The sequence below is a fragment of the Qipengyuania citrea genome, assembly GCF_009828015.1.
GTDB classification, from domain to species: Bacteria; Pseudomonadota; Alphaproteobacteria; order Sphingomonadales; family Sphingomonadaceae; genus Qipengyuania; species Qipengyuania citrea.
The window spans coordinates 347,765-373,100 of sequence record NZ_WTYG01000002.1 but is presented as its reverse complement, the minus strand read 5'-3'; the positions used below and the strand labels follow the sequence as shown (position 1 = coordinate 373,100).

Sequence of the window (25,336 nt, the reverse complement as noted above, 5' to 3'; positions counted from 1 at the left end):
CCAACCAATGCCGCCCTGCCCGCCCGGTTCCACCCTGCCAAGCCCCGAGATTGGCTTGCATTCGTCGCCAATCCCGTTATGTGCGCGCATCCCCTGCCTGTGGGCGGGGATTCGAAGAAAGCCGGAGGGGCCCCGCAATCCCGCGGACAAGCCAGCGATCGGCCACATGTGAAAGGACAAGGGCATGGCTCTATACGAGCATGTTTTCCTGGCGCGACAGGACCTGAGCCAGGCTCAGGTCGACCAGCTCGCCGCCACCGCTACCGAGATTGTCGAGAAGAACGAAGGCAAGGTCACCAAGACGGAGACCTGGGGCCTCAAGAACCTCGCCTACAAGATCGACCGCAACCGCAAGGCGCATTTCGTGATGCTCAACATCGAGGGCCCCGGTGCCGTCGTGGAAGAGCTCGAGCGCCAGACCCGCATCAATGAAGACGTCATCCGTTACATGACCATCCGTGTCGAAGAGCACGAAGAAGGTCCGAGCGTGATGATGCGCAAGAACGAGCGCGATGCGAAGAAGCGCCGCGACCGCGAGGAGCGTAACTGATGGCCCGCCCGTTTTTCCGCCGCCGCAAGTCCTGCCCCTTCTCGGGCAAGAACGCCCCGACGATCGACTACAAGGACGTCCGCCTGCTGCAGGGCTTCATGTCCGAACGTGGCAAGATCGTCCCCAGCCGCATCACCGCCGTCAGCGCAAAGAAGCAGCGTGAACTGGCCAAGGCCATCAAGCGCGCCCGTCACATCGGCCTGCTGCCGTACATCGTGAAGTAAGGGGAATAATCATGGATATCATTCTCCTTCAGAGGATCGAAAAGCTCGGCTCGATCGGTGACGTCGTCACCGTGAAGGACGGCTATGCCCGCAACTTCCTGCTCCCGCAGAAGAAGGCATTGCGCGCCAACGAAGCCAACAAGAAGGTCTTCGAAGCGAACCGCGACCGCCTGGAAAAGGAAAACGCGGAACGTCGCAGCGAAGCCGAAAAGTCCGGCGAGAAGGTCCAGGGCGAAGAAATCGTACTGATCCGTGCCGCGTCGAACACTGGCCAGCTTTATGGTTCGGTCAACGTGCGCGACATCGCCGCGTCGCTGGCCGAAAAGGGCCACGAGATCGACAAGAAGCAGGTCATCATGGGTGACCCGATCAAGGCGATCGGCATGCATGAAGTCCGCATCGACCTGCACCCCGAGGTCTCGGTCACGATCAAGGCCAACGTCGCTCGCAGCGACGATGAAGCCGAACTGCAGAGCCAGGGTATCGACGTGATGGCGCAGATGTTCGAAGACGAGCAGCGCGAGATCGAAGAACAGGCCGAAGCGAACCGGACCGACCCGACGCTCGAACCGGGTGAAATCCCCGCCGACATGCTCGAAGACGGCATCAGCACGCCCGAAGGCATGAGCGAGACCGAAGCCAAGATCGAAGCGACCGCGCCCGAAGGCGAGTAAGCTTCGTCGCTTCGTGCGATCGACAATCAGGGCGCGGCGGCTTCGGTCTCCGCGCCCTTTTTGTAAGAACCGCCTGCGCACCCTATGTGGGTGGGCGACACAAATCCTAAAACAACAAGAGGCAGGAGCAACGCCCATGGAATCCATCGAACAGACGCTCGACCGGCTCGAGAAAATCTACGACGCTGCCGTCGAGCGGCTCCGCGAGGACGTGATCGCCTTCGGCCGCGAACGCGAGCTTCCCGCGCCCGAACGGCGCCACAACGGCAGCTATGCCTATCCCGAATTGCGGCTGCGCTTTCGCGGAGGCGACCAGCCTGCCGACCGCAACCGCGCGTTCGGCCGTCTCAATGCGCCCGGGCTGTACACCACCACGGTCACCCGCCCGGAGCTGTTTCGCGACTATCTGCGCGAGCAGCTCGAACTGATCAGCGAGAATTACGAGGTCGAACTCGAAGTCGGTTCCTCGAAACAGGAGATCCCCTTCCCCTATGTCCTCGACGGGGGCGCCGGGGCCGAGCTGGCAGGCGTCGACCCCAATCTGATCGCGCGGCATTTCCCCTCGACCGAACTGGCCGATATCGGCGACGAGCTGGCCGATGGTATCGTGCTCGAAAACGATGACGACCCGATCCCGCTGTCGCTGTTCGACGGGTTGCGGACCGATTTCAGCCTGGCCCGGCTGGCGCATTACACCGGGACCAGCACCGACCACTTCCAGCGCTTCATCCTGTTCACCAATTATCATCGCTATGTCGATGAATTCGTGGACTGGGCGGGCGCGCAGCTGGGCTCCAACGGCTACACCGCACTGGCCGGTGCCGGGGGCATGATGCTTACCGAACAGACCGATAATGCGCGCGCGCAGCTGTCCGACACCGCATGGCGCCGGCACCAGATGCCCGCCTACCACCTCGTCGGCCCCAATCGCGAAGGGATCACGCTGGTCAATATCGGCGTCGGCCCGTCCAACGCCAAGACGATCTGCGATCACCTTGCGGTGCTGCGGCCCGAAGCATGGCTGATGATCGGGCACTGCGGCGGTCTGCGCCCCAGCCAGAAGATCGGCGACTACGTCCTGGCGCATGCCTATCTGCGCGACGACCACGTGCTCGACCCGGTGCTGCCGCCGGAAATCCCGCTTCCCGCGATCGCCGAAGTGCAGCAGGCGCTGGCGGGTGCGGCCGAAGCGGTCTCGGGCGAACATGGTGCCGATCTCAAGAAGCGGATGCGCACCGGTACGGTGGTCACGACCGACGATCGCAACTGGGAGCTGCGCTTCACGCAGTCGGCCAAGCGCATGAGCCTGAGCCGCGCGGTCGGCGTGGACATGGAAAGCGCCACCATCGCGGGCCAGGGTTATCGCTTCCGCGTCCCCTACGGCACCTTGCTGTGCGTTTCGGACAAGCCCCTGCATGGCGAGATCAAGCTGCCCGGACAAGCCAATGCCTTCTACGAAGAAGCGATTGCCGCGCATCTCCAGATCGGGGTGAATGCCTGCAAGCGGCTGCGCGAAGAAGGCCCCCGCCTCCACAGCCGCAAGCTGCGCGCGTTCAACGAGCCGCCGTTCAGATAGGCCCTTGGGAAAACCGCGGCATCAAGGTTAACGGCTTGGGGAGGATTTGCTGCCACCAGCCATCGCGATGTATATCGCGAAGCCCGAATCCAAGCCGAAGCCGCGCCGATTGCTGGGATTGTCCCAGGCTGTAATCGCGATCGGCGCGGTCGGCGGCCTGCTGCTCGCGCCGCCGGCTTTCGGCCAATTGGCATTCTACCCCATATCTCCTGCGGCGGACCGGGCCTTGCCCGGAATCGTGTTTCAGGACGGGCGGCGCGCTGTCGCCCGCACCGCGCTGGGCGGTGGTTATGTGATGCAGGGCGCACGTCCGCCGCTTTCCGAGCTTCTCTTCGAGCACGGCATCCTCGTTCTCGCCGTCCCGCAGGGCGGCTGCACCGGAGCAGTCAGTGGAACATAACGAAATCAATGCGCTGCGCACCAAAGGCGTGATAGGAATTGCGATCGCAGGCTGGGCTGCCTCGCTGAGCCTCGCCGCACTGATCCCGGCAATGGGCACGCAGGCCTTCCATGCACTCGCCGCGAGCGTCTTGCTGAACCTGCTGCCGACCATCGCGGCCTGGCAACGCCGCTACGACAGCGCTGCACGCATGGCGGTCGCGCTCATGGCCGCGCTGCAGCCTGCGCTTATGCTTTACGCGCTGCGCGGTGCCCCGTGGCAGATCGACATGCATATGTATTTCTTCGTCGCCATCGCGACGCTGACAATCCTGTGCGATGTCCGGCCGATCCTGCTCGCTGCGGCGACCGTCGCCCTGCACCACCTCATCCTGTCGATTGCCGCGCCCAGCTGGGTCTTCTCCGGTGGCGGAGGTGTGAACCGGGTGTTCATCCACGCGCTGGCCGTAGTGCTGGAAGCAGGCGTATTGTGCTATATTGCCACTACGCTCAATTCGCTGATCACGCGCATCGGTTCTGCGCTGGCGGAAAGCGAACAGGCCACGCGGTCTGCCGAAGAGGCGCTCCGCCTTGCCGATTCGGAGCGCGCCGAACGCAGCCGGCTGGAAAGCAACCTCGCCGCCCGTCGGCGCGAAGACATGCTGCGGATCGCGGCCGATTTCGAAAGCTCGGTTTCCGAAGTCACGATGGCGGTGGCCAAGAGCGCTCGCGCGCTGGACGAGGTGATGCATTCGCTGGACGAGAATGCGCGCGACACCGGGCAGCAGGCAGGCGAAGTCGCCGCAGCTGCCTCGCAGGTATCCAATGCCATCGATGCGGTGGCCGGCAGCGTTACCGAATTGTCCCGTTCGATCGGCAACATCGCAGTGACCGCCGGTCGCCAGGACGAGCTTGCCAGCGAGGCAGGAACGCGCACCGAAACCGGCGGCGACGCGGTCCGATCGCTTGCCAACCAGTCGAAGACCATCGGCGATGCGACGCGTTCGATCGCGGAAATTGCCGAAATGACCAATTTGCTCGCGCTCAATGCCACGATCGAGGCCGCCAGCGCAGGGGATGCCGGCAAGGGTTTCGCCGTGGTGGCGCAGGAGGTCAAGCAGCTCGCCGCGCAGGCCGCACGTGCCACGCGCGAGATTGAGGACCTGCTCTCGGGCATCAGCAAGGGCACCGGCGAAGCGGAGAACAGCTTCGGCAAGCTCAGCGGGGCAATCGCCGAACTCGCCAGATCGGCGATGACGGTACGCAGCGATGTCGACAGCCAGCGGGCGGCGACCTCCAGCATCGAACAGACCATGGGCGACACCGCTGCGGGCACCGAACAGATGGCCCACAACAGCGCCGTCCTGGCGAACCGCGCAAGCACCACCCAGAAGCTGTCCGGCGATGCCCGGCAGAACGTGAAAGCGCTGCTCGAGACCATCCATTCGCTCGAGCGATCGGCCGGCGACTTCGTTGCCAGTATCAAGGCCGCCTGATTGGCGGCCGTGACGGCGATGCCATTCTTCGATAGCCTGCTGTCGGGGAGGACATTGATCGCATGACCACAACACCCAATCGCTCGCGCTCGGTCGCGGGCCGGGTCGCCATCGTCACCGGGGCCGCCAGCGGCATGGGCCGCGCAACCGCGATGCTGCTGGCAAAGGAAGGCGCGCGCGTCGCGGTGACCGATCTCGATATCGCCGGATGCCAAACTGTGGCGGCAGCGTGCGGGGACGGCGCGCGCGCCTATGCGCTCGACGTATCGGACGCGGATGCGATTGCGCAGGTCGTGGCGCAGGTCGCAGCGGATTTCGGCGGAATCGACATACTCGTCAACAATGCCGGCATCTCGAGCTTCTGCGCACTCGAAGACGATGCCTATGAGGAGACCTGGCACCGCGCACTGGCCGTGATGCTGACCGCGCAGCAGCGCATGGTTCGCGCCGCGCTCCCGCATCTGCGGAAAAGCGATGCCGCACGGATCGTCAACGTCGCCAGCACCGAAGGTCTCGGTGCGACGCCCGGCGACACGCCCTATGTCGCGGCCAAGTCGGGCGTGGTCGGCCTTACCCGCGGGCTGGCGGTCGATCTCGGGCCCGAAGCCATCACGGTAAACTGCATCTGTCCCGGGCCGATCCGCACCGCGATGACCGATGCAGTGCCCGACGAACACAAGGTGATCTATGCCAAGCGGCGGACGGCACTGAAGCGCTATGGCGACCCGGAAGAAGTCGCGCATGTGACGCTATCGCTCGTACTCCCCGCGGCGAGCTACATTACCGGCGCGGTGATCCCGGTGGACGGCGGGCTGATGGCGCGCAATGCGTGACGAGTAAACCGGCTGACACGTCGTGCGCCTCGGGCGTCCGCTACCCCGATGCCGCCGAGCCTGAAGGATCGACCTTCGGCCCTGCGCGTATGCAATAGGCCAGCACCTGCGCCGCGCGCCCGCCCGTTCAGGATCATCCCATGTCTCGGCCCGAAAGCATCAGCATCGATTTCCGATCTCAGCGCATCGCCGGAGTGCGCTACCCGGCGCCGCGCCCGAACGGAGCGAAGGTCCTCTTGAACCACGGCTTCGGCGTCACCCGCACGGGCGTCGGCCGGGCGTTTGTCGATCTCGCACGAGGTCTGACCAATTCGGGTTGCACGGTCTTCGCCTTCGACCGTCTCGGCCATGGCGAAAGCGACGGCCGCTTTCTCGATGTCTCCGTGCCGGACGAACTCGACCAGCTATCCGCCATGCTCGATCACGTGCTCGCGGACGGAAATGGTCCGGTGCACCTTGTCGGTCATTCGCTTGGCGGCATGGAATCGGCATGCCTGGCTGCGCGGCGTCCGGGCGATCTCGCAAGTCTGACACTCTGGGCTGCCGCGGCGGTTTTCGTCGATGATGTGCGTAGCGGCCAGATCCAGGGCAAGTCGCTGGACCCGCTTCGCGATACGGGCGTGTTCGATTTCAAGGGCCAGGCGCTCGGCCCGCGCTTCGTCGAGACGGCAGAGGCATTCGACCCTTTCGCAGGGCTAGGCGCTTTTACTGGCAAGGTGTTCGTCCACCAGGGCGAAGCGGACGAGGTCGTGCCGTTCGAATATGCGCAGAAATACGCCGATATCTGGTCGGAGAACGCAGTCCTGTACCGCTATCCCGATGCCGACCACGGGTGGAACCGTCTGCCGGATCGGGCGCTGCTGCTGCAGCGTACGCAAGCGGACATCGCTGGCTTGGCGGACACCGGGACAGAGCACTGACAGTGCCTCGGCCGAGAGAGGGCAATTTCAGACCGGCCGTCGCGGTGCGCTGACCATTCGCGATCAGCGCAAGTTCTGGCGTCAGCCCCGCCCCTTCGTCTTGGTCTTGCCGTCGCGCGCACTCTTCTCGATGAACTCGATCACCAGCCCGGCAATATCCTTGCCGGTCGCCTTCTCGATCCCCTCGAGGCCGGGCGAGGAATTGACCTCCATGATGACCGGCCCGTGGTTGCTGCGCAGCATGTCGACACCGCATACGTTGAGGCCCATGCGATTGGCGGCGCGCACCGCGGTCGAGCGTTCTTCGGGCGTGATCTTGATGAGCTCGGCGCTGCCGCCGCGGTGCAGGTTGCTGCGGAAGTCGTCCGCCGCGCCGGTGCGTTTCATCGCCGCGACCACCTTGCCGCCGACCACCAGCGCGCGAATGTCGGTGCCGCCCGCTTCCTTGATGAATTCCTGCACGAGGATGTTGACGTTGGCGCCGCGGAACGCCTCGATCACCGATTTGGCCGATGACATCGTTTCGGCGAGGACGACACCGATGCCCTGCGTGCCTTCCAGCAGCTTGATCACCACCGGCGGCCCCTTGACCGCCTTGATGATCTCCTCCGCCGCCTTGGGGTCGTTGGCATAGGCGGTCAGCGGCAGGCCCAGCCCGTGTTTGGCGAGGATCTGCATGCTGCGCAGCTTGTCGCGGCTGCGCCCGATCGCCACGCTTTCGTTGAGCGGCCAGCATCCGCGCATCTCGAACTGGCGCAGGATCGCGAGGCCGTAATTGGTGATCGACGCGCCGATCCGCGGGATCACCGCATCGTAGCCGATGCACGGTTCGCCATTGTAGAAGACTTCGGGCTTGTGACTGGCGATATGCACCGTGCAGCGCAGGGTGTTGAGGATATCGAGCTGGTGCCCGCGATCCTCGGCGGCCTGCTGCAGGCGCTGGTGCGAATAGAGATTGGGATTGCGCGCCAGCATCGCGATTTTCATGGTTTGTGGCCTTTCTTGACCTTCATTTCGGGCGTTTGCAGCCACGAATAGCCGCTGTCCACTACGAACCGGCGGCGCAGCGACGAACGCCCGATCAGCATCGGGAAACGCATGTCGCGCCGGTCGGCGAGGCTGAGTTCGGCGCGAAACTCGACGTCGCCGATCTTCAGCGGGGTCTTGATAACATAGCGGCGCTGCGTTTCGCCATTCGAACTGGTGATGCCGCGGATATCGACATGCACCGCCTCGCACACCTGCCGTACGTGCTGCCGTTCGAAATCGACCGCGAAACGCACGTATTTCTCGCCGTCCCGCTCGAATTCGGCGAGCACGGTTCCATGCAGCGAGGATGTCCGCGCGCCGGTATCGATCTTGGCCGGAACGGAATGCAGGCCGAGCTCGGGCAGATGCACCAGCTCGCGCCAGCCGATCGGCGGCAGGGGCTTGCGGTTCGCGCTCATTCGATGATGGCGATGCCGTCGCCGCCCCCGGCACCGGGCAGGCGGCGCAGCACACGGCCGCTGGCGAAGTCGACCTCGACAATGGTGTTCGCGGTGGTTTCGGCAACGTAGATCCGCTCGCCATCGGGGGAGAACAGGATCGTGACCTGCGTCCGCGCCTCGGCCTCGGCAGGGCTCGACACCGCAATGCTGCGGTCCAGTTCGCCGGTGGCGGTATCGATCACGCTCAGCCCGCCATCGGCAAGATCGGAGGTGACCGCGTAATCGCCCTGCGGCCTGACGACGATCCGCAGGGGGAAGGCGCCGGTTTCGATCCGTTGCCGTATCGCCAGCGTCTCGGGATCGAGCGTGAACGCGGCATTCGAACCGCGCGCCGAAACCCACAGCGTTTCGCCATCATCCGCCAGCGCAATGCCCTCGGGTTCCTCGCCCACTTCAACCGAACGCGGGGCCCGCCGGGTCTTGAGGTCGATCAGGCTGACCGTGCGCGAACCCAGGTTGGTGGTCCAGGCATGGCGGCCATCGGGCGCGACCGCCAGCATATGCGTGCCATCCTGCCCCGAACCATATTCGAATGCCTCCGCCGCACCGAGCGGATCGCGAATCCAGAAAATCGAGCGGCGCCCCTCCGCCGTGGCATAGATATCGCCATTGGCATGCCAAACGATCCCGTGCGGCCGCGCGCCCTCGCCCAGATCCACGCTGGCGACCTTGCCGAGGTCCGACGTCCGGAAGATATCGACCGTGCGCCCGCCATAGCAGGCAAGCGCGAGATGGCTTTCGTCGGGCGACGTGGCGAGTTCGTGTGGATTGGCGCAGCTGGCAACCCTCGCGGCGGTTTCGCCCGATGCCAGCTCCACCTTCGTCAGCGTGTTGCCGAACTTGCCGGCCACGAACAGCGCCCCCTCGACCGGCTGTCCGGATATCGGCGCGCGGGCATCGCCGCTTGGCGCCATGGGGGCGCAAGCGGCGGTCAGCGGAAGCGCCAGCAGCAGCGCGAGGCGGCTTACCATCCTTCGGTCTGGCCGGCGTTCTGTTCGTCGAGCCACGCCTTCAGCGGAGCGAAGTACTCGACCATTGCCGTGCCGCTCATCTGCCGCTCGCCGGTGAAGGCTTCGAGCGCATCGGGCCACGGCTTGCTGGCGCCCATTTCGAGCATGGCGGCGAGGTTCTTGCCGACTTCCTCATTGCCGTAGAACGAGCAGCGGTGCAGCGGCCCTTCCCAGCCCGCCTGGTCGCAGGCGGCCTTGAAGAACTGGAACTGCAGGATCCGCGCAAGGAAATAGCGCGTGTAAGGCACGTTGCCGGGGATGTGGTACTTCGCGCCGGCGTCGAACCCGCTTTCATCGCGCTCCACCGGCGGGACGATCCCCTGGTATTCGAGCCGCAAATCGTTCCACCCCTTGTTCAGCTGGTCGGCCGGGATGGTGCCGTCGAACAGCTGCCAGCGATAACGGTCGACCATCAGGCCGAAGGGCAGGAAGGCGACCTTGTCCATCGCCTGCCGCAGCAGCAGGCCGATATCCTTGTCCGCGCTGGGCACGTCCGCCTCGTCGAGCATGTCGATCTGCACCAGGTATTCGGGCGTGATCGAAAGCGCGATCATGTCGCCGATGGCCTCGTGGAACCCGTCATTGGCGCCGTTGAGGTGCAGATAGTCCTGCTGGTTGTAGGCGCGCTGGTAATAGTTGTGGCCCAGCTCGTGGTGGATCGTGATGAAATCGTCCGCGTTCTTCTTGATGCACATCTTGATGCGCAGGTCGTCGACATTGTCCACGTCCCACGCGCTGGCGTGACATACGACCTCGCGGTCCTGCGGCTTCACGAACTGGCTGCGTTCCCAGAACGTGTCCGGCAGCGGCTCGAAACCGAGCGAGGAGAAGAACTGTTCACCGGTCCGGACCATCTCGATCTCGTCGAGACCCTTGGCGCTGATCAGGTCGGTGAGGTCATAACCGATGTCGCCGGCTCCCTCGGGCGCGACCAGCGGATAGATATTGCCCCATTCCTGCGCCCACATATTGCCGAGCAGGTCGGCGCGGATCGGGCCGTCAGCGGGTTGCACTTCGGCGCCGTACTTGGCGTTGAGCTTGCCCCGGACATAGGTGTGCAGCGCCATGTAGAGCGGCTTCACTTCCTGCCACATGCGCTCGGTCTCGGCTGCGAACTGGTCGGGGTCCATGTCGTAGTTCGAACGCCACATCGCGCCGAGATCGGCGAAACCGAGTTCCTTCGAGCCTTCGTTGGCGATGGCGATCATGCGCTGGTAGTCGCCGCGCATGGGCGCACCGACATTGTCGTGCCAGCTGGCCCACATCTCGGCCAGTTCAGCGGGGGTGCGATCGAGGTTGCCCATCTCGGCCACAATGTCGCTGCCGTTGATTTCCTCGCCATTGAGCGTGCCTTTGCCCTTACCATAGGCCGAGCCGAGCTTGGTTGCGATTTCGTTCAGCTCGGTCGCCGCGCCATCGCGGACCGGAGCGGGCATGACGATGCCGTTGCGCAGGATATCGAGTTTGCGCGCGACTTCGGCATCGAGCCCCTCGACGCGCGCATATTTCGCCGCTTCATTGGCGTAGCGGACCGACTTCTCTGTCGCCTCGGCGCCGTATTTCGCCGCAAGCTGGTCGCTGTCATGGACGATGTAAGTGTTGTTGAGCCACAGCACGCGTCCGTATTCGACCGAGAAATCGAACATGTCATTCTCGACCACGGCCACCCAGTCGGCCGCGCCCTGCGGCGTCATCGGGTAGGCGCTGGCCGCCGCCTCGGTTCCGGCAGCGTGATGGTCGGCCATTGCGGGCGTGGCCAGCGAGACGGCAAGCGCGGAGAGCGCGACGGTTGCGAATTTCATGCGGGTCCTCTCAGGATCGGGTAATCTGGTTGCACGTGCTACCGAATTGCACCTGCCGGGGCGCTTAATCAAGCGGTTGCGGAAGCAAGCGCAGGATGAGCCACGCTGCGACGACGCCGACGAAGGTCGCGGCCCACGTCGCGTTCTTGATCGGACGCACCGTCGCCGCGATACCGGCCAGCCGGTCGGCCCCCGCATCGCGCAGCAATTGGGCCAGCTGCAGCAGCGTTTCGGTATAATCGGTCAGCACGAATACCAGCGCCGCGGCTGCGACGACCGCGCCGATCGTCCGCACCGTGCCACCCATGCGCATGAAACTGCGGCCGGCGATCCAGCTGCCTGCGCCATAGATGCCGATAAAGACCAGATCGCCGAACATTGCGAAGACGGCCAGCGGACGCACGCCGCCCGCATGCCACTGTGCTTGGATGGCATCGACCCGTGCAGCAGTGCCGGCCGCCTGGTGTTCGGCAATGCCCAGCGTCACATCGTTGGGCGCGGTCACCGCCAGGCTCAGCGCGACGACGACGGCGAAGGCCAGCAGGCCCCACAGCCACCAGGTCAGCGCAGGCGCGGGTCTGCCTATGCCTGCGCTCCCAGCCAGTCGGCGATCGCCTGCCCGAGGTCGGGCTTGGTGACGCTGCTCATATGCGTACCCGGCACTTCGGCGAAATCCGCATCGGGCAGGCGCTCCGCCAGATCGGCGGCCGAGCCATTGTCGCGGTCCTCGTCACCGCACACGACCAGCGTGGGCATGGTGATATTGTCGAGCAAGGCGAGATCGAGATCGGGCATGGTGCCAAGCAGTAGCCGCGCCGCGACTCGGTCGACCCCTTGCGACTTGAGGAACTGCATTGAGAAATAGTCAGGATCGCCCTTGGGAATGGCATCGAACTCGTCGATCACGCGGCGGAACTTGGCGGCGCGGCGCTGCCATTCGCCCAGCCCCGCGGTCCCCATGCCGCCTATGACCAGATGCGCAGGCGTCAGCACGCCGTGCGCCGCGCCGTGCAGCGATGTGCGCGCGCCAAGCGAGAAGCCGCCAAGGTCGTAATCGTCGAGCCCGAGATGATCGACCAGCGCGGCCACGTCGCGCACCAGCACATTGCTCGGATAGCTATCGGGATCATGCGGCGCCGCGCTGTCGCCATGCACGCGGAAATCGAGCATCAACACTTCGAACCCCTGCGCGGCGATCGCCTCGTGATGCCCCCATTTGATCCAGTTCATCTGCGCGCTGGAGAACAGGCCGTGTAGGAGGACGAACGGCCGCCCTCTCCCATGCCGATGCAGCGCCAGCCGCGTGCCGTCGAAACTGTCGAAGAAATCGGTGGTCATCGCTTCGCCAGCCCCTGCTGTTCCATGCGCCAGCGCGCCATTTCGATACGGTCCTGGCCGAAGAACGGTTCGCCCTCGAACACCAGCGTCGGCACGCCCCAATGACCCGAGGCCTCGAGTGCATCCTGGTTGGCAGCGATTTCGGCGTCGAGCGTGTCTTCCTCGGCGGCGACCTCGCGATCGATCTCCGCCGCGTCGAGCCCGGCGCGGGTCAGCGCGCCGGCGAGGTGGTCGCCCTCGTGCCAGTTTTCCTGCCCGCCCCAGATCAACTGCCCCGCCTCATGCGCGAAGACGAGACACTTGCCTCTTCGTGCCGCAGCCTGGCCCATCCGCGTGACGTGGCGGATATAGGGCTGCTCGGCGGCGATCTTGCGTGTGGCGGCATCCTGCACGATTGGATCGGGGCGCGGCGCCCCGAAGGCAATGCCGTGGAACTGCGCCACGCGCATCATGTCGCGCAGCGTATAGGCCAGCCAGTTGGGATGGTTGCGCTCGAAAAAGTCGGGTTCGCGGATTGCCAGCGGCCAGACGGGACGAAGCGCGATGTCGAGATCGTATTCCTCGGCCATGGCGCGGTACCGGCCGACCGAAAGATAGCTGTAGGGCGAACGGAAGCTGAAATAGAGCTCTGCGGTCAGGGTCATGCAGGGACTTATACATCTCCGTCGTCCCAGCGAAAGCCGGGTCCGCTGTCGGTGTTGCGGCAGGTGGAACAATATCCCGGCTCGAGCCGGGATGACGTTCAACGGAAGAAGCAGCTAATTCCGGCCTGCAGCGCGTCGATCGATCCATCGGGCGCGGCGAAGCCGGTGATCGTGCCGTAATCGCCCGTCGTGTACTGGAACTCGCCCTCCAGCGTGGTGTCGAGCTGCTGTGCCTGCCGCTCGTCCTGCAATGCGTCCAAGGTCGTCACACCGGGGGCGATGCCATCCGCGGTAACCACGCCTTCGCCGGCGCGGAGGAACCAGCCGGCAAAGCTGCCGTCGAGATAGGCGATCTGCAGCGGACCGAACTGGCTGAAATCCATCGGCCCTGCGCCGCATTCTTCATTGCGCGACTTTGCGGGCGCTGCGCCGAACGCTTGCTCGGCCAGGGCATCGACCTCAGCACGCGGTGTGCTGAAGCCGAGCGTTTCGCCGCTCGCCGAAAGCCCGTCGGCGTTCACTACGATCCGCGCCTGCGCGATGCGCTGCTGCGCTGCATCGCCCTGCTCGCCCGCTTCCGCGGCGGGCTGGTCCGGCGCCGAACCGCATCCCGCCAGGGCCAGCGGGAGCGCAAGCAGGAGGGCGGCGCGGATCATCCCTTCTTGAGGCATTCGCGGCCGAGGAGCTCGGCAATCTGCACCGCATTAAGCGCGGCGCCCTTGCGCAGATTGTCGGAGACGCACCACAGCGTGATGCCATTGTCGACCGTCGGGTCGTCGCGCACGCGGCTGATGTAGGTCGCGCTGTCGCCCGCCGCCTCGACCGGGGTGACGTATCCCTCGTCCTCGCGCTTGTCGACGAGCATGATGCCGGGGGCCTCGCGCAGGATGTCCTGCGCCTGTTCGGCCGACAGTTCGTCCTCGAACTCGATATTCACCGCCTCGGCGTGGCCGACGAACACCGGCACCCGCACGCAGGTCGCGTTGAGCTTGATCTTGGAGTCGAGAATCTTCTTGGTCTCGACCACCATCTTCCATTCTTCCTTGGTCGAACCATCGTCCATGAAGACATCGATATGCGGGATGACGTTGAAGGCGATCTGCTTGGTGAACTTCACCGGCTCGATCGAGTCCCCGACAAAGATCGCGCGGCTCTGCTGGAACAGCTCGTCCATCCCCGCCTTGCCTGCGCCCGAGACCGACTGGTAAGTCGAGACCACCACGCGCTTGATCCGCGCCGCCCTGTGCAGCGGCGCAAGCGCCACCACCAGCTGCGCGGTCGAGCAGTTGGGATTGGCGATGATGTTGCGCTTGGCATAATCGTGGATCGCCTCGGGGTTCACCTCGGGCACGATCAGCGGCACATCGGGATCCATGCGGTAGAGCGAGCTGTTGTCGATGACGACGCAGCCGGCCGCCGCCGCCTTGGGCGCATATTCCTTGGCCGGTCCGCTGCCCGCGGAAAACAGCGCGATGTCCCAGCCGGCCCAGTCGAAATGCTCGATGTTCTTGCATTTGAGCATCTTGCCCGTGTCGCCGAATTCGACTTCGGTGCCCTGCGAGCGGCTGCTGGCAACCGCTGCCACCTCGTCGCAGGGGAAGCCGCGTTCTGCCAGGACCTGCATCATTTCCCGGCCGACATTCCCGGTCGCACCGACCACGGCAACACGATAACCCAAATTACATCTCCAGTATTTCTGTGTCGCCGAGATAGCGATTAGCTGCGCCCCCGCAAGCGCACATACGTTTGCGCACCCTAAAGCCTCACTCGGGCGGGGTTACACCATGGCTCTCAAGGAAGCGGAACACGGTGTTGTAGCGATGCGGCGAGATCTGTTCGCCCGAAACACGGTGCGTATATCCGGGATAGAGCATCATCTCGAACGGCACATTGGCTTCCTGCATCGCGGAGATGATCTCGGTCGCGTTTTCGAACACCACATTGTCATCGGCCATGCCGTGGATGATCAGCAGCGGATCGCTTATCTTCGTCGCATCGGGAATCGCGCTGGCGGCATCATAGGCTGCGCCGTCGTCTTGCGGCGTGCCCATGTAACGCTCGGTATAATGCGTGTCGTAGAGCTCCCAGCGGGTCACCGGCGCGCCGCTGATGCCCGCGGCGTAGAGGCCCGGGTCGGCCTGCAACTGCTTCAGCGTCATGTAGCCGCCATAGGACCAGCCATCCACGGCGATCTTGTCCGGATCGACGAAGTCGAGCGTCCTGAGATATTCCGCCCCGGCCTTCTGGTCGCGCACTTCGACCCCGCCCATCGCCCGGTAGATCGGCTGTTCGAAGGCAACCCCGCGATAATTGCTGCCGCGATTGTCGAGCGCGAACCAGATATAGCCCCTGTCGACGATAGCCTGGGGCAACGCGCCATTCCAGCCCCGGTTGACGATCTGCGGGCCCGGCCCGCTGTAATGATAGTAATAGACTGGATAGCGCTTGCCCGGCTCCATTTCGGGCGTGATCATTTCCCAGTGCAGCGGCGTGCCGTCCTCGGCTGGGATCGTGCCGTATTGCGTCGGCCGGTGGCTGGCGAGGTAGGGCGCGTAGGGATGATCCGCATCGAGCGCGTTCTCCTCGATCCATGCGAGGCGCTGCCCCTCCTGGTCGGCGATGTAGCTCTGTGGCGGCGTGTCGTCGTTCGAGCGGATGATGACGAGCGTCTGCCCCGTCCCGTCCATCGTCGCCGTATGGGTGAAGCCGCTTTCGGTCAGCTGCAGCGGTTGCGCGGAGGGATCGGCATAATCGAGCGCATAGATATGCTGTTCGAGCGGGTCCTCTTCGCTTGTGGCGAGATAGAACAGGCGCTCCGCTGCTTGGTCCACACCCACCAACTTGGTGACGACGAATGACCCGCGCGTAAGCTGGCGTGCATCCTTCCAGCCATCGTCGGCAGAATAGCGATAGAGGTGACCAAAGCCGTCGCGCTCGGACCACCAGACCAGGCTGCCATCCTGGAGCAGCTTGTAATCGTCACCAAGATTGATCCAGTAATCCGCAACCGCGGCCTTTTCGGTGAAGACCGGCGACACGGCGCCCGTCTCCGGATCGACCCGGAGCATGTCGAGCACGGTCTGCTCGCGGTTCTGGCGCTGGACGTAGAGCGCGCTGCCATCGGGCGCCCAGTCCACCCGGGCGAGATAGAAATCGGTCGGATCGCCTTCGGTATAGATTCCCGGCTCCTGATGCGCGGCGAGATCGACCTTCACCCGGTTCTCGCCGTCGGGATCCATCACATAGAGTTCGACATCGGCGTTTTCGCTGCCCGCGACCGGATAGCGCTGGTCGAACACCCTGGTGCCCGTCGCGCCGATCGCCGCCCGCGTCACGATGCCGACCATGCTCTCGTCGAAGCGCTCGACCGCGATGCGCCGGTCGTCGGGGCTCCACCAATAGCCGGTCATCCGGCCCATTTCCTCCTGCGCGACGAACTCGGCCTCGCCCCAGCGTACCGCCTCGCCCTCGCGCGGCGTAATCGGTGCGGCCTCGCCCCCCGTCTCGCCGACCCACAGCTGGCGATCGCGGACGAAGGAAACGTGGCTGCCCGTATTGCTGAGCGCGGGATTGAGTTCGCTTTCCTCGGTATCGGTCAGCCGTACCACTTCCCCGCCCACTCGCGCGAGGTAGAGATCGCCATCGAGCGGGACCAGCACGCCGGTGCCATCCTCGGTCCACTGATAGTCGATGATGCCCTTCAGGCTGCCGACCCGCGCGCGCTCGCGCTGCATCTTCTCCTCCTCGGACAGTTCGCGGCCCGAACCCAGCACCTCGCTGTCGACCAGCATCGCCCATTCGCCCGCATTGCGGTCATAGGCCCACAGATCGTAGCGTTCGCGGTCGGCGGCGCGATTGCGCAACACGGTAAGATAACGCCCGTCGGGGGACAGCTTCACCTTGCGCGGCGTCGGCCCATCGAGGCCGGGCGAGGCGAAGACACGCTCGAAGGTCAGGTCCATGGGCGCGGTCTCCGTAGTGGTCTGGGCATTGGCCGGGGCGGACAGGCAGGTGCCGAACGCCAGCGCGGCGGCAAGGGACATGGCTTTCATAGGTTCTCCCCAAGGATCGATCGGCTGCTTCCTCGCAACGCGGTGGCGCGATTGCAAGCACCGGGCCCGCGCCATGCCCCGCCGGCCCGGGTAAAGGCTTGTGCTCCCTCCCCCGGCAACTGCGGCGCAAGATGCAAAAAGGGCGGTCTCCCCGAAGGAAAACCGCCCCAAGATTCTCGCGAAGAGAACTGCTGTTTGCGCTTACGCCTTGGGCGCGTTGTCGCGGCGTTCCGCGATACGCGCGCGCTTGCCGGTGCGGCCGCGCAGGTAATAGAGCTTGGCACGACGCACGATGCCGCGACGCACCACGGTGATGCTGTCGATGATCGGCGAGTAGAGCGGGAACACGCGTTCCACACCTTCGCCGAACGACATCTTGCGCACGGTGAAGTTGCTGCCCATGCCGCGGTTCGAGCGGGCAATGACAACGCCTTCGAAATTCTGGACGCGTTCGCGGTTGCCTTCGACAACGCGGACGCCGACGCGCACGGTGTCACCGGCGCGGAATTCGGGGATTTCCTTCCCGAGGTTCTCGATAGCTTCCGCTTCGAGCTGCTGAATGAGGTTCATCGAACCGTATCCTTAGTCTTTTCGCCGCGCGCCAGAGGCAGGTCGGTCCCGAGCGTCACAGTAACGCTCCCAAAGGTCCGGCCTGCGTAACCGAGTATCGTCTTCGCTCCTTGCCTTGCGCCAAGCAGCGATCTTCGCATGATCCCCCGATCGCAGCACTTCAGGGATCGTGCGCCCTTCCCATTGCTGAGGTCGGGTATATTGCGGGTATTCGATGAGCCCGTTCTCGTAGGACTCCTCGACTCCGCTATCGGGCGCGCCCATTACGCCGGGAAGCAGGCGAATGCAAGCGTCGAGAATGGCCAGCGCAGCGGTCTCGCCGCCCGACAGGACGATATCGGCGAGGCTGACCTGCTCGATCTGCGGATAGGCCTCGAAAATGCGTTCGTCGAACCCTTCGAAACGGCCGCACAAGATGGCCACGCCGGGGCCCTGCGCGATGGCGCGGATGCGCGCCTGCGATATCGGCTTGCCGCGCGGCGTCATGGCAAGGATCGGCCGCCCCTCGCCCACGCTGGCGATCGCCGCGCCGAGCACATCGGGTTTGAGCACCATCCCCGCGCCGCCGCCCGCGGGCGTATCGTCGACGGTGCGGTGCTTGTCCGTGGCGAAATCGCGGATCTGCACGGTCTCGCACGACCAGTCGCCGCGCTCGAGCGCGCGACCGGCAAGGCTGACCCCCAGCGGACCGGGGAACATCTCGGGATAGAGCGTGAGAATGGTGGCTGCAAAACCCATGCCGCGCGCCCTAGCCGCCAATCGGCAGCAGCGCCATAGCCGGCCGCGGGGATCAGCCGATCGGCAGGCGGTCCTCTGCAGGCGCAGCGCGCCTGGCGGCAGGCAAGGCTTTCGCGGCCATTGCCGACGCGGCGATACCCAGCACGACCAGTCCGCCGCCCGCGGCGAGGTCCACGCCATGCAGCGTCACGCTGTCGGCCTCGGTCAGCTTCATCCCGAGCACCGCGGCAAGCGGCGCGATGCCCGCGAAAGCATGGCGCAGCCGCGGCCCGATCGAAGGCGACACCCTGCCGACACCTGCACCGAGCCCGGCGGCCAACGCTGCGTAAGCGCCGGCGAGGAAAACCATATCGATCATCTTTTGCAATCCCCCTTGCCGAAGGTCCTGCCATGCCGACGTGTGCATGCAAAAGCGCGGACCGGTCCGGCGGCCATTCTGCCTCGGCGAACGGCACCCATCGGCGCGTGGTGCGTAGTCCTGCCATGAATGTCGACGATTGCATCATCGTGGGTGCGGGGCCCGCCGGGCTGACCGCCGCGATCTATCTGGCGCGCTATCACCTTTCGATCCGCATGTTCGATTGCGGGACGAGCCGGGCGAGTTGGATCCCCACCAGCCACAATCATGCGGGTTTTCCCGACGGGATCAACGGCAACGAACTGCTCGAACGCATGCGCGACCAGGCGGCTCGCTACGGCGCGCTGCGCGAACCCCGCCGCGTGACCGACCTGCGGCGCGATGGCGACCAGTTCATCGTGCGCTGCGACGACGAGGACTTCCGCGCGCGCACCGTCCTGCTGGCGACCGGCGTGGTCAACAACCGGCCGGAAGGGATGGACGACCAGTTCCACGCCGAAGCGCTCGGCCGCGGGCTGCTGCGCTATTGCCCGGTCTGCGATGGCTACGAAGTGACCGACAAGCGCGTGGCGGTGATCGGCACCGCCGACCATGGCACCGCCGAAGCGCAGTTCATCCGCACCTATACGGCCGACCTGACGCTGGTATCACCGCACGGCGACCATGACCTGTCCGCACAGTGTTCGCAGGCGCTGGACGAGGCGGGGATCGCCCGGGTGGCGGGCCCGTGCAGCGGCTATGCGATCGAGAATGGCCGGATCGCCTTCGACACTGGCACGGGCCGCATGGCCTTCGACAGCATCTATCCCGCGCTTGGATCGCTGGTGCGTTCGGGATTGGCAGTCAGCTGCGGGGCCGAGGTCAGCGAACAGGACTGCGTGCTGGTGGACGACCATCTCGAAACCAGCGTGCCCGGGCTGTTCGCTGCGGGCGACGTGGTGATCGGACTCGACCAGATCAGCCATGCGATGGGACAGGCGGGCGTTGCCGCAACCACGATCCGCAATCACCTCGCCCGCGAACGTCCGCTCAGGCGCTGAATTTGCGGGCGCCTCCCGGCTAGCCGATGAAATCGGGGTTGATCACCAACTGGCTCGCGTCCCAGCGCGGCACTGCCTGCGCGGTCAGCGGCGCCATGAACTTTTTGCCGTCGGGTTTCTCGATCTCGACGATATCGGTCGCGCCGAAATTCTCCACTGCGCAGACGCGACCCACCGCTTCGCCCGTATCGGTGATGACGGCCAGATCGAGCAGGTCGGAGAAATAGAATTCCCCCTCGTCCAGCGCCGGCAGGTCCTCGCGCGAAACCGCAAGTGCGGTGCCGCGCAGCTGTTCGGCCGCGGTCCGGTCGGCCACCTCGGCGAACCGCGCGATCGCGCCGCCCTTGTTGTCGCTGCGGAGTTTGGTGAGAGTCAGCGAACCCTCGTTGAAGCTCTTGTGCGGCTTGAGCGCTTCATAGCCCTCGCCGAGCAGCTTCAGGCGGACTTCGCCCGTCACGCCATGCGCACCGGTGACGGCAGCGAGCGTGACGGGCTTGTCCGACATGGGCGCGCTTACTCGCCCTTGTCTTCGGTAGCTTCTTCAGCTGCGGCTTCCTCGGCGGGAGCGTCTTCGGCAGCTGCTTCTTCGGCCGGAGCGTTGGCTTCTTCTGCGGCAGCCTTGGCGGCTTCCTCGGCTTCAGCCTGCTTCGCGGCCTTTTCCTCGGCGCGTTCCTTGGCGGCTTCGCCCGGCTCGGCCTTCTTCGGGTTGTTGCGCGGGCTGCGCTCGAGGATACCGGCGGCATCGAGGAAGCGGTGGACGCGGTCGCTCGGCTTGGCGCCGACGCTCAGCCAGTGGCGGGCGCGGTCTTCGTTGAGCTTGACGCGCTCGCCCGAATCCTTGGGCAGCATCGGGTTGTAGGTGCCGATCTGCTCGAGATACTTGCCGTCGCGTGCGGCACGCGAATCGGCAACCACGATGCGGTAGTAGGGGCGCTTCTTCGCACCACCACGCGAAAGACGGATTGCAACTGCCATTTGATATTACCTTTCGAATGTAAACGTCTGAAATCTATTTCTTGTTGAGCAGGTCCTGCAGGTCGGGCGGGAGCGTGGAGGGATCCACCCCCGGCCCCTTGCCGCCGCCCATTCCGGGCATCCCGCCGCCCGGACCGCCAAGACCCGGCATGGCGGCACCCATGCCCCCCTTGCCGAACAAAGCGCCGAGGCCCTTAAGCCCGCCCATCTTCTTGATCTGCTTCATGGCGCGCGACATCTCCTGGTGCATCTTCAGCACCTTGTTGACGTCCTGCACCTGCGTGCCCGACCCCGCTGCCACGCGCTTCTTGCGCTTGGCGTTGAGCAGCGCGGGGTTCTTGCGCTCCTTGGCGGTCATCGACCCGATGATCGCATCCATGTGCAGCAGCACCCGGTCGTCCATGTTCGACGCGGCCATCGCTGCCTTGGCCTTCTTCATGCCCGGCAGCATCCCCGCGAGCATGCCCAGCCCGCCCATGTTCTGCATCTGCTTCAACTGCATGCGCAGGTCTTCGAGGTCGAACTGGCCCTTGGCCATCTTCTTGGCGAGCGCTTCCGCCTCGTCCTGCTGGATGCCCTGCGCGGCCTTTTCGACCAGGCTGACGACATCGCCCATTCCGAGGATGCGGCCCGCCACGCGCTTGGGGTCGAACGCCTCGATCGCGTCGAGCTTTTCGCCGGTCCCTGCAAACTTGATCGGCTTGCCGGTGACATAGCGCATCGACAGCGCCGCACCGCCGCGCGCATCGCCATCCATGCGGGTCAGCACCACGCCGGTCAGCGGCACTTCGCCGGTGAAGCTCTGCGCGACATTGACCGCGTCCTGGCCGGTCAGGCTGTCGACCACCAGCAGCACTTCTGTCGGCGTCGAGACGCCGGCGATGGCCTTCATCTCGGCCATCAGCGCTTCATCGACATGCAGGCGGCCTGCCGTATCGAGCAGCAGCACGTCGGCGGCCTGTAGCTTGGCGCTGTCCATCGCCCGGCGGGCGATATCGACCGGCTGCTGGCCCTCGATGATCGGCAGCGTGGCGACATCGACCTGTTCGCCGAGCACCTTGAGCTGTTCCTGCGCCGCCGGACGGTTGACGTCGAGCGACGCCATCATCGCCTTCTTGCCGTGCTTTTCCTTGAGCAGCTTGCCCAGCTTGGCAGTCGTGGTCGTCTTGCCCGAACCCTGCAGGCCGACCATCATGATCACCACCGGCGGCTTGGCCGCGAAATTGAGTTCGCGGTCGGCGGGATCGGCATCCCCGCCTCCGCCGAGCATCGCCACCAGCTCGTCATCGACGATCTTGACGACCTGCTGGCCCGGCGTAACCGAGCGCAGCACGTCCTGGCCGACCGATTTCTCGGTCACCGCATCGATAAAGCGGCGGACCACGGGCAGCGCGACATCGGCTTCGAGCAGCGCCACGCGAATCTCGCGCATGGCTTCGCGCACGTCGCTTTCGGACAGCGCGCCGCGCCCCTTCAGGCGGTCGAAGACGTTACCGAGGCGATCGGACAGATTGTCGAACATGCCTGCTTACTCCTTCCGAACCGCGGGCGGCCCGAATAGACGCGAAAAACGCCGGCGAACGAAAACTCGTTGGCCAGCGTGGGGAATTCCCCGGTGAAACCCAGAACTGTCTGCCCGGGTGTGGTGGAAGCAAGCCGCAACCGTCGTCGCGGCCTGCTACCAACATATCCGGCCCGCAATGGGGAAAATGGTGGAGCCTAGCGGGATCGAACCGCTGACCTCTACAATGCCATTGTAGCGCTCTCCCAGCTGAGCTAAGGCCCCGAGCCATTTTTCATGGCGCCCCCTGGGAGGTGCGCCAGCCTTGCGGAGGCAGCCCTTTATGGGGCCGCCCCGCGCAACGCAAGAGAAAAAATCAGCTTTCGTCGACGTTGTCGTCGTCGCCCTTGGACTTGGTTTCGACGCCGAGGTCGTCGTCGCCGCCGAGGTCGACTTCATTGTCGGGAGAATCGCTGTCCTCGTCGATATCGATGTCGAGATCGTCATCGTCGTCGTCGCCGCCCAGATCGCTGTCCGCCTCGGCGTCCTTCTTCTTCTTGCTTTCTTCCTCGGCAAGGATCGGCTGCTTCGACTTGAGCACGGGCTCGGGCGACCATTCCTCACCGCATTCGATGCAGGTGACGGGTTCGTCCTTGTTCAGATCGTAGAAGCGGGTGCCGCAGTTCGGGCACGTCCGCTTGGTGCCCCATTCCGGTTTGACCATGTGTAATCCTTGAGTGTGCCGCCCCAGCCGTTACGCCCGGGGCCGTGAATTCGTAATCGTATTGATGGGAACCTGCCATGCAGGAATCAACAGCGCGCGCGCCTTGCCAGAACGCATTGCCACTGTCAAAGCGCGGCGTTCCGCCACCAGCGTCATACGGGACAATCGCTTGACCGCCCATACCTTCTTTCCTTCCGGCCCGCTGACCGGGCGCATCCGCGTCCCCGGCGACAAGTCGATCAGCCACCGCGCGCTCATGTTCGGGGCGCTGGCCGTGGGCCGCAACCGCATTTCGGGCCTGCTCGAGGGCGAAGACGTGCTGGCCACTGCCGCCGCGCTGCGCGCGATGGGCGCGCGGATCGATCGCGACGGGTCCGACTGGGTGGTCGACGGGGTCGGCGTCGGCGGGCTGCTGCAGCCCGGCGAGGCGCTCGACATGGGCAATTCGGGCACCTCGACGCGGCTGCTGATGGGGCTCATCGCCAGCCATGGCATCACCGCCGCCTTTACCGGCGATGCCAGCCTGTCGAAGCGCCCGATGGGCCGGGTGATCGATCCGCTGTCGCAGATGGGGGCCAGCTTCACCCCCTCCCCCGGCGGCACTTTGCCGCTGATGATGGAAGGCCTCCAGCCCGCCGTACCGATCGAATACCGCCTCCCGGTCGCCAGCGCGCAGGTCAAGAGCGCGGTGCTCCTGGCAGGCCTCAACACGCCCGGCGTCACCAGCGTGATCGAACCGGTCGCCACGCGCGACCATACCGAACGCATGCTGCGCGGCTTCGGTGCTGAACTGAGCGTGGAAGAGGGTGATGGCGCGCGGATCATCCGCATCCACGGCCCCGCCGATTTGCACCCCTGTGATATCGAAGTGCCGGGCGATCCATCCTCGGCGGCGTTCTTTGCCGTCGCCGCCAGCATCGTGCCCGGCAGCGACCTGGTGATCGAGAACGTCGGCCTCAATCCCACGCGCGATGGCATCTTCCGCGTGCTGCGGCAGATGGGCGCGGATATCGCATTCATCGACGAGCGCGAGGTCGGCGGCGAGCCGGTGGCCGATCTGCGTGTACGCCACGCCGTCCTCGAAGGGATTGCAGTCGACCCGGCGATCGCCCCCAGCATGATCGACGAATTTCCCGTTCTGTTCGTGGCCGCAGCGCTGGCGCGCGGCACCACCATCACCCGTGGATTGGAGGAATTGCGCGTCAAGGAAAGCGACCGCCTCTCCGCCATGGCGGCCGCGCTGCGCCTGGCCGGGGCAAAGGTCGAGGAAAGCGACGACGGGCTGACCATAACGGGCACCGGCGGCACGCCGCTGCCCGGCGGCGGTCCGGTTACCACGCATCTCGACCACCGCATCGCGATGAGCATGGCGGTCGCAGGGCTCGCTAGCGGCGACGGCGTCGCCATCGACAGCGCCGAACCGATCGCCACCAGCTTCCCCAATTTCATCGATCTGATCGCGCAGGCCGCGGCATGACCGGGCTCGACTGGGCCAGCTGGGTTGGTTTCGTCGGCACCGCCTGCATTATCGGCGCCTATGGCTATCTGACCATCAAGGATGCGCCCAACCCGTTCGTTCTGCATGGCACCAATCTCATGGGGGCAGCGCTGCTTACCGTCTCGCTGCTGGTGCATACCAATTGGCCGAGCCTCGTGCTCGAGGGATTCTGGGCCGCCATCGCGATCTTCGGCATCGCCAAGGCCGTGCGGGGCACGCGCAAGACACAGGAACGCGAAGCATGATCATTGCCGTAGACGGACCGACTGCCAGCGGGAAAGGCACGATCGCCAAGGCCCTGGCAGCCCATTTCGGCCTGCCCCATCTCGATACCGGGCTGCTCTATCGCGCAGTCGGCCGGCAGGTCTTCCTCGATGGCGGCGACCCGGACGACGCCGGCGATGCGCTCGCCGCCACCGCCTTTCCCGATACTCTGCTCGGCGATCCCGCATTGCGCGATGAGCAGACCGGCGGATTGGCAAGCCGCGTGTCGGTTCACCCGGCGGTGCGGCAGGCGCTGTTCGACCGCCAGCGCAGCTTCGCCACGCGCGACACCGGCGCCGTGCTCGACGGGCGCGACATCGGCACGGTGATCGCGCCCGAGGCGCAGGCCAAGCTGTTCGTCACCGCCAGCGTCGAGGCGCGCGCGCAGCGCCGCTTCCTCGAAATGCGCGAACGCGGCGCGGGCGTGAACCTGCTCGAGATCCAGGACGATTTGCGGCGCCGCGACGAACGCGACCGCAACCGCGCCGTCGCGCCGCTGGTACCGGCCCCCGATGCCATGGTGATCGACACCAGCGACCTCGACAAGGACGAGGCCGTCGCCGCGGCGATCGAGGCAGTCGAGCAGGCTATCGGCTGAGCGGTCCCGGGAAGCGGCGCGCGGGGCGCTTTCCTACATGGCCCGGGCCGGCGCATGGTGCCAGCGATGCCCCTCCCCTTGCT

29 protein-coding genes and 1 tRNA gene are annotated in these 25,336 nt (G+C 65.3%); 12 read left to right on the top strand and 18 right to left on the bottom strand.

The genetic code is table 11. From position 1 onward, the window contains the following. Nucleotides 1-184: 184 nt before the first annotated feature. From rpsF to GRI55_RS07315, 8 genes are all read left to right on the top strand, one after another. A complete protein-coding gene (rpsF, locus tag GRI55_RS07350) occupies nucleotides 185-550 on the top strand; it encodes a 30S ribosomal protein S6 (protein WP_050601122.1) in 366 nt (121 codons plus the stop codon). Beyond that, nucleotides 550-774 (top strand): 30S ribosomal protein S18, encoded by a 225-nt coding sequence (gene rpsR / locus GRI55_RS07345; RefSeq protein ID WP_050601121.1) that lies wholly within the window; start codon nucleotides 550-552, stop codon nucleotides 772-774. Before rpsF ends, rpsR begins: the two co-directional genes overlap by 1 nt. A gap of 11 nt (nucleotides 775-785) precedes the next feature. Further along, nucleotides 786-1,448: a 50S ribosomal protein L9 gene (rplI, locus tag GRI55_RS07340; RefSeq protein ID WP_050601120.1), complete on the top strand. Its 663-nt coding sequence runs from the start codon at nucleotides 786-788 to the stop codon at nucleotides 1,446-1,448. 103 nt (nucleotides 1,449-1,551) lie between these two features. Continuing rightward, the gene (locus tag GRI55_RS07335; RefSeq protein ID WP_307019586.1) at nucleotides 1,552-3,024 is read left to right on the top strand and encodes an AMP nucleosidase; all 1,473 of its coding nucleotides are present in this window, start codon (nucleotides 1,552-1,554) and stop codon (nucleotides 3,022-3,024) included. A 67-nt stretch (nucleotides 3,025-3,091) separates the two neighbouring features. After that, nucleotides 3,092-3,424 carry a hypothetical protein gene (locus GRI55_RS07330; RefSeq protein WP_160766687.1) on the top strand — a complete coding sequence of 111 codons (333 nt, stop codon included), beginning with the start codon at nucleotides 3,092-3,094 and terminating at the stop codon, nucleotides 3,422-3,424. Beyond that, a complete protein-coding gene (locus tag GRI55_RS15225) occupies nucleotides 3,414-4,898 on the top strand; it encodes a methyl-accepting chemotaxis protein (RefSeq protein WP_160766686.1) in 1,485 nt (494 codons plus the stop codon). Before GRI55_RS07330 ends, GRI55_RS15225 begins: the two co-directional genes overlap by 11 nt. Before the next feature lie 62 nt (nucleotides 4,899-4,960). Further along, the gene (locus GRI55_RS07320; protein ID WP_063505164.1) at nucleotides 4,961-5,731 is read left to right on the top strand and encodes an SDR family NAD(P)-dependent oxidoreductase; all 771 of its coding nucleotides are present in this window, start codon (nucleotides 4,961-4,963) and stop codon (nucleotides 5,729-5,731) included. Between the two features lie 140 nt (nucleotides 5,732-5,871). Further along, nucleotides 5,872-6,651 carry an alpha/beta hydrolase gene (locus GRI55_RS07315; protein ID WP_237452448.1) on the top strand — a complete coding sequence of 260 codons (780 nt, stop codon included), beginning with the start codon at nucleotides 5,872-5,874 and terminating at the stop codon, nucleotides 6,649-6,651. An 81-nt stretch (nucleotides 6,652-6,732) separates the two neighbouring features. Here the strand turns inward: GRI55_RS07315 and rimK are convergent, their stop codons facing one another. The 13 genes from rimK to GRI55_RS07250 form a co-directional block, all read right to left on the bottom strand. Beyond that, on the bottom strand, nucleotides 6,733-7,638 hold the full coding sequence (gene rimK, locus GRI55_RS07310; protein ID WP_050601114.1) for a 30S ribosomal protein S6--L-glutamate ligase: 906 nt from the start codon (nucleotides 7,636-7,638) through the stop codon (nucleotides 6,733-6,735). Further along, nucleotides 7,635-8,099 (bottom strand): ATP-dependent zinc protease family protein, encoded by a 465-nt coding sequence (locus GRI55_RS07305; RefSeq protein WP_050601113.1) that lies wholly within the window; start codon nucleotides 8,097-8,099, stop codon nucleotides 7,635-7,637. Before GRI55_RS07305 ends, rimK begins: the two co-directional genes overlap by 4 nt. Then, a complete protein-coding gene (locus tag GRI55_RS07300; protein ID WP_237452447.1) occupies nucleotides 8,096-9,112 on the bottom strand; it encodes a YncE family protein in 1,017 nt (338 codons plus the stop codon). Before GRI55_RS07300 ends, GRI55_RS07305 begins: the two co-directional genes overlap by 4 nt. Continuing rightward, a complete protein-coding gene (locus GRI55_RS07295; RefSeq protein ID WP_160766684.1) occupies nucleotides 9,106-10,953 on the bottom strand; it encodes a M2 family metallopeptidase in 1,848 nt (615 codons plus the stop codon). Before GRI55_RS07295 ends, GRI55_RS07300 begins: the two co-directional genes overlap by 7 nt. Before the next feature lie 64 nt (nucleotides 10,954-11,017). Further along, nucleotides 11,018-11,458 carry a hypothetical protein gene (locus GRI55_RS07290; RefSeq protein ID WP_160766683.1) on the bottom strand — a complete coding sequence of 147 codons (441 nt, stop codon included), beginning with the start codon at nucleotides 11,456-11,458 and terminating at the stop codon, nucleotides 11,018-11,020. Between the two features lie 77 nt (nucleotides 11,459-11,535). Further along, nucleotides 11,536-12,291 (bottom strand): alpha/beta fold hydrolase, encoded by a 756-nt coding sequence (locus GRI55_RS07285; RefSeq protein WP_160766682.1) that lies wholly within the window; start codon nucleotides 12,289-12,291, stop codon nucleotides 11,536-11,538. Next, nucleotides 12,288-12,935 carry a 2-hydroxychromene-2-carboxylate isomerase gene (locus GRI55_RS07280; RefSeq protein WP_160766681.1) on the bottom strand — a complete coding sequence of 216 codons (648 nt, stop codon included), beginning with the start codon at nucleotides 12,933-12,935 and terminating at the stop codon, nucleotides 12,288-12,290. The genes GRI55_RS07285 and GRI55_RS07280 overlap by 4 nt, the downstream gene beginning before the upstream one ends. A gap of 98 nt (nucleotides 12,936-13,033) precedes the next feature. Further along, complete coding sequence (locus GRI55_RS07275; RefSeq protein ID WP_160766680.1) at nucleotides 13,034-13,591, bottom strand: hypothetical protein; 558 nt, start codon at nucleotides 13,589-13,591, stop codon at nucleotides 13,034-13,036. Next, nucleotides 13,588-14,613 (bottom strand): aspartate-semialdehyde dehydrogenase, encoded by a 1,026-nt coding sequence (locus GRI55_RS07270; RefSeq protein WP_050601106.1) that lies wholly within the window; start codon nucleotides 14,611-14,613, stop codon nucleotides 13,588-13,590. Before GRI55_RS07270 ends, GRI55_RS07275 begins: the two co-directional genes overlap by 4 nt. Before the next feature lie 85 nt (nucleotides 14,614-14,698). Next, a complete protein-coding gene (locus GRI55_RS07265; protein WP_160766679.1) occupies nucleotides 14,699-16,987 on the bottom strand; it encodes a S9 family peptidase in 2,289 nt (762 codons plus the stop codon). Between the two features lie 201 nt (nucleotides 16,988-17,188). After that, on the bottom strand, nucleotides 17,189-17,557 hold the full coding sequence (gene rplS / locus GRI55_RS07260) for a 50S ribosomal protein L19 (protein ID WP_050601104.1): 369 nt from the start codon (nucleotides 17,555-17,557) through the stop codon (nucleotides 17,189-17,191). Nucleotides 17,558-17,569: 12 nt separating this feature from the next. Beyond that, nucleotides 17,570-18,295, bottom strand: coding sequence for a tRNA (guanosine(37)-N1)-methyltransferase TrmD (trmD, locus tag GRI55_RS07255; protein ID WP_050601103.1), 726 nt, complete (start codon nucleotides 18,293-18,295; stop codon nucleotides 17,570-17,572). Between the two features lie 52 nt (nucleotides 18,296-18,347). Continuing rightward, nucleotides 18,348-18,653 (bottom strand): hypothetical protein, encoded by a 306-nt coding sequence (locus tag GRI55_RS07250; RefSeq protein ID WP_160766678.1) that lies wholly within the window; start codon nucleotides 18,651-18,653, stop codon nucleotides 18,348-18,350. A gap of 125 nt (nucleotides 18,654-18,778) precedes the next feature. Here GRI55_RS07250 and GRI55_RS07245 point away from each other — a divergent pair, with 125 nt between their 5' ends. Continuing rightward, entirely contained in the window at nucleotides 18,779-19,693 is a 915-nt protein-coding gene (locus GRI55_RS07245; RefSeq protein WP_160766677.1) for an NAD(P)/FAD-dependent oxidoreductase, read from the top strand. 19 nt (nucleotides 19,694-19,712) lie between these two features. Here GRI55_RS07245 and rimM read toward each other — a convergent pair whose 3' ends face one another. The 5 genes from rimM to GRI55_RS07220 form a co-directional block, all read right to left on the bottom strand. Beyond that, nucleotides 19,713-20,198: a ribosome maturation factor RimM gene (rimM, locus tag GRI55_RS07240; protein WP_160766676.1), complete on the bottom strand. Its 486-nt coding sequence runs from the start codon at nucleotides 20,196-20,198 to the stop codon at nucleotides 19,713-19,715. Nucleotides 20,199-20,206: 8 nt separating this feature from the next. Next, a complete protein-coding gene (rpsP, locus tag GRI55_RS07235) occupies nucleotides 20,207-20,668 on the bottom strand; it encodes a 30S ribosomal protein S16 (protein WP_050601099.1) in 462 nt (153 codons plus the stop codon). Nucleotides 20,669-20,702: 34 nt separating this feature from the next. Further along, nucleotides 20,703-22,190 carry a signal recognition particle protein gene (ffh, locus tag GRI55_RS07230; RefSeq protein WP_160766675.1) on the bottom strand — a complete coding sequence of 496 codons (1,488 nt, stop codon included), beginning with the start codon at nucleotides 22,188-22,190 and terminating at the stop codon, nucleotides 20,703-20,705. A gap of 188 nt (nucleotides 22,191-22,378) precedes the next feature. After that, nucleotides 22,379-22,454: transfer RNA gene (locus GRI55_RS07225), tRNA-Ala, on the bottom strand. Nucleotides 22,455-22,545: 91 nt separating this feature from the next. Next, the gene (locus tag GRI55_RS07220; RefSeq protein ID WP_050601097.1) at nucleotides 22,546-22,893 is read right to left on the bottom strand and encodes a TIGR02300 family protein; all 348 of its coding nucleotides are present in this window, start codon (nucleotides 22,891-22,893) and stop codon (nucleotides 22,546-22,548) included. A gap of 154 nt (nucleotides 22,894-23,047) precedes the next feature. Between GRI55_RS07220 and aroA the strand changes: the two genes are divergently transcribed. Genes aroA through GRI55_RS07205 form a run of 3 tightly spaced genes read left to right on the top strand, consistent with a single transcriptional unit; the run spans nucleotide 23,048 to nucleotide 25,253 of the window. Beyond that, complete coding sequence (aroA, locus tag GRI55_RS07215) at nucleotides 23,048-24,370, top strand: 3-phosphoshikimate 1-carboxyvinyltransferase (RefSeq protein WP_370873257.1); 1,323 nt, start codon at nucleotides 23,048-23,050, stop codon at nucleotides 24,368-24,370. Further along, nucleotides 24,367-24,636, top strand: coding sequence for a CBU_0592 family membrane protein (locus GRI55_RS07210; RefSeq protein WP_050601096.1), 270 nt, complete (start codon nucleotides 24,367-24,369; stop codon nucleotides 24,634-24,636). The genes aroA and GRI55_RS07210 overlap by 4 nt, the downstream gene beginning before the upstream one ends. Beyond that, the gene (locus GRI55_RS07205) at nucleotides 24,633-25,253 is read left to right on the top strand and encodes a (d)CMP kinase (RefSeq protein WP_160766673.1); all 621 of its coding nucleotides are present in this window, start codon (nucleotides 24,633-24,635) and stop codon (nucleotides 25,251-25,253) included. The genes GRI55_RS07210 and GRI55_RS07205 overlap by 4 nt, the downstream gene beginning before the upstream one ends. Nucleotides 25,254-25,336 lie beyond the last annotated feature (83 nt).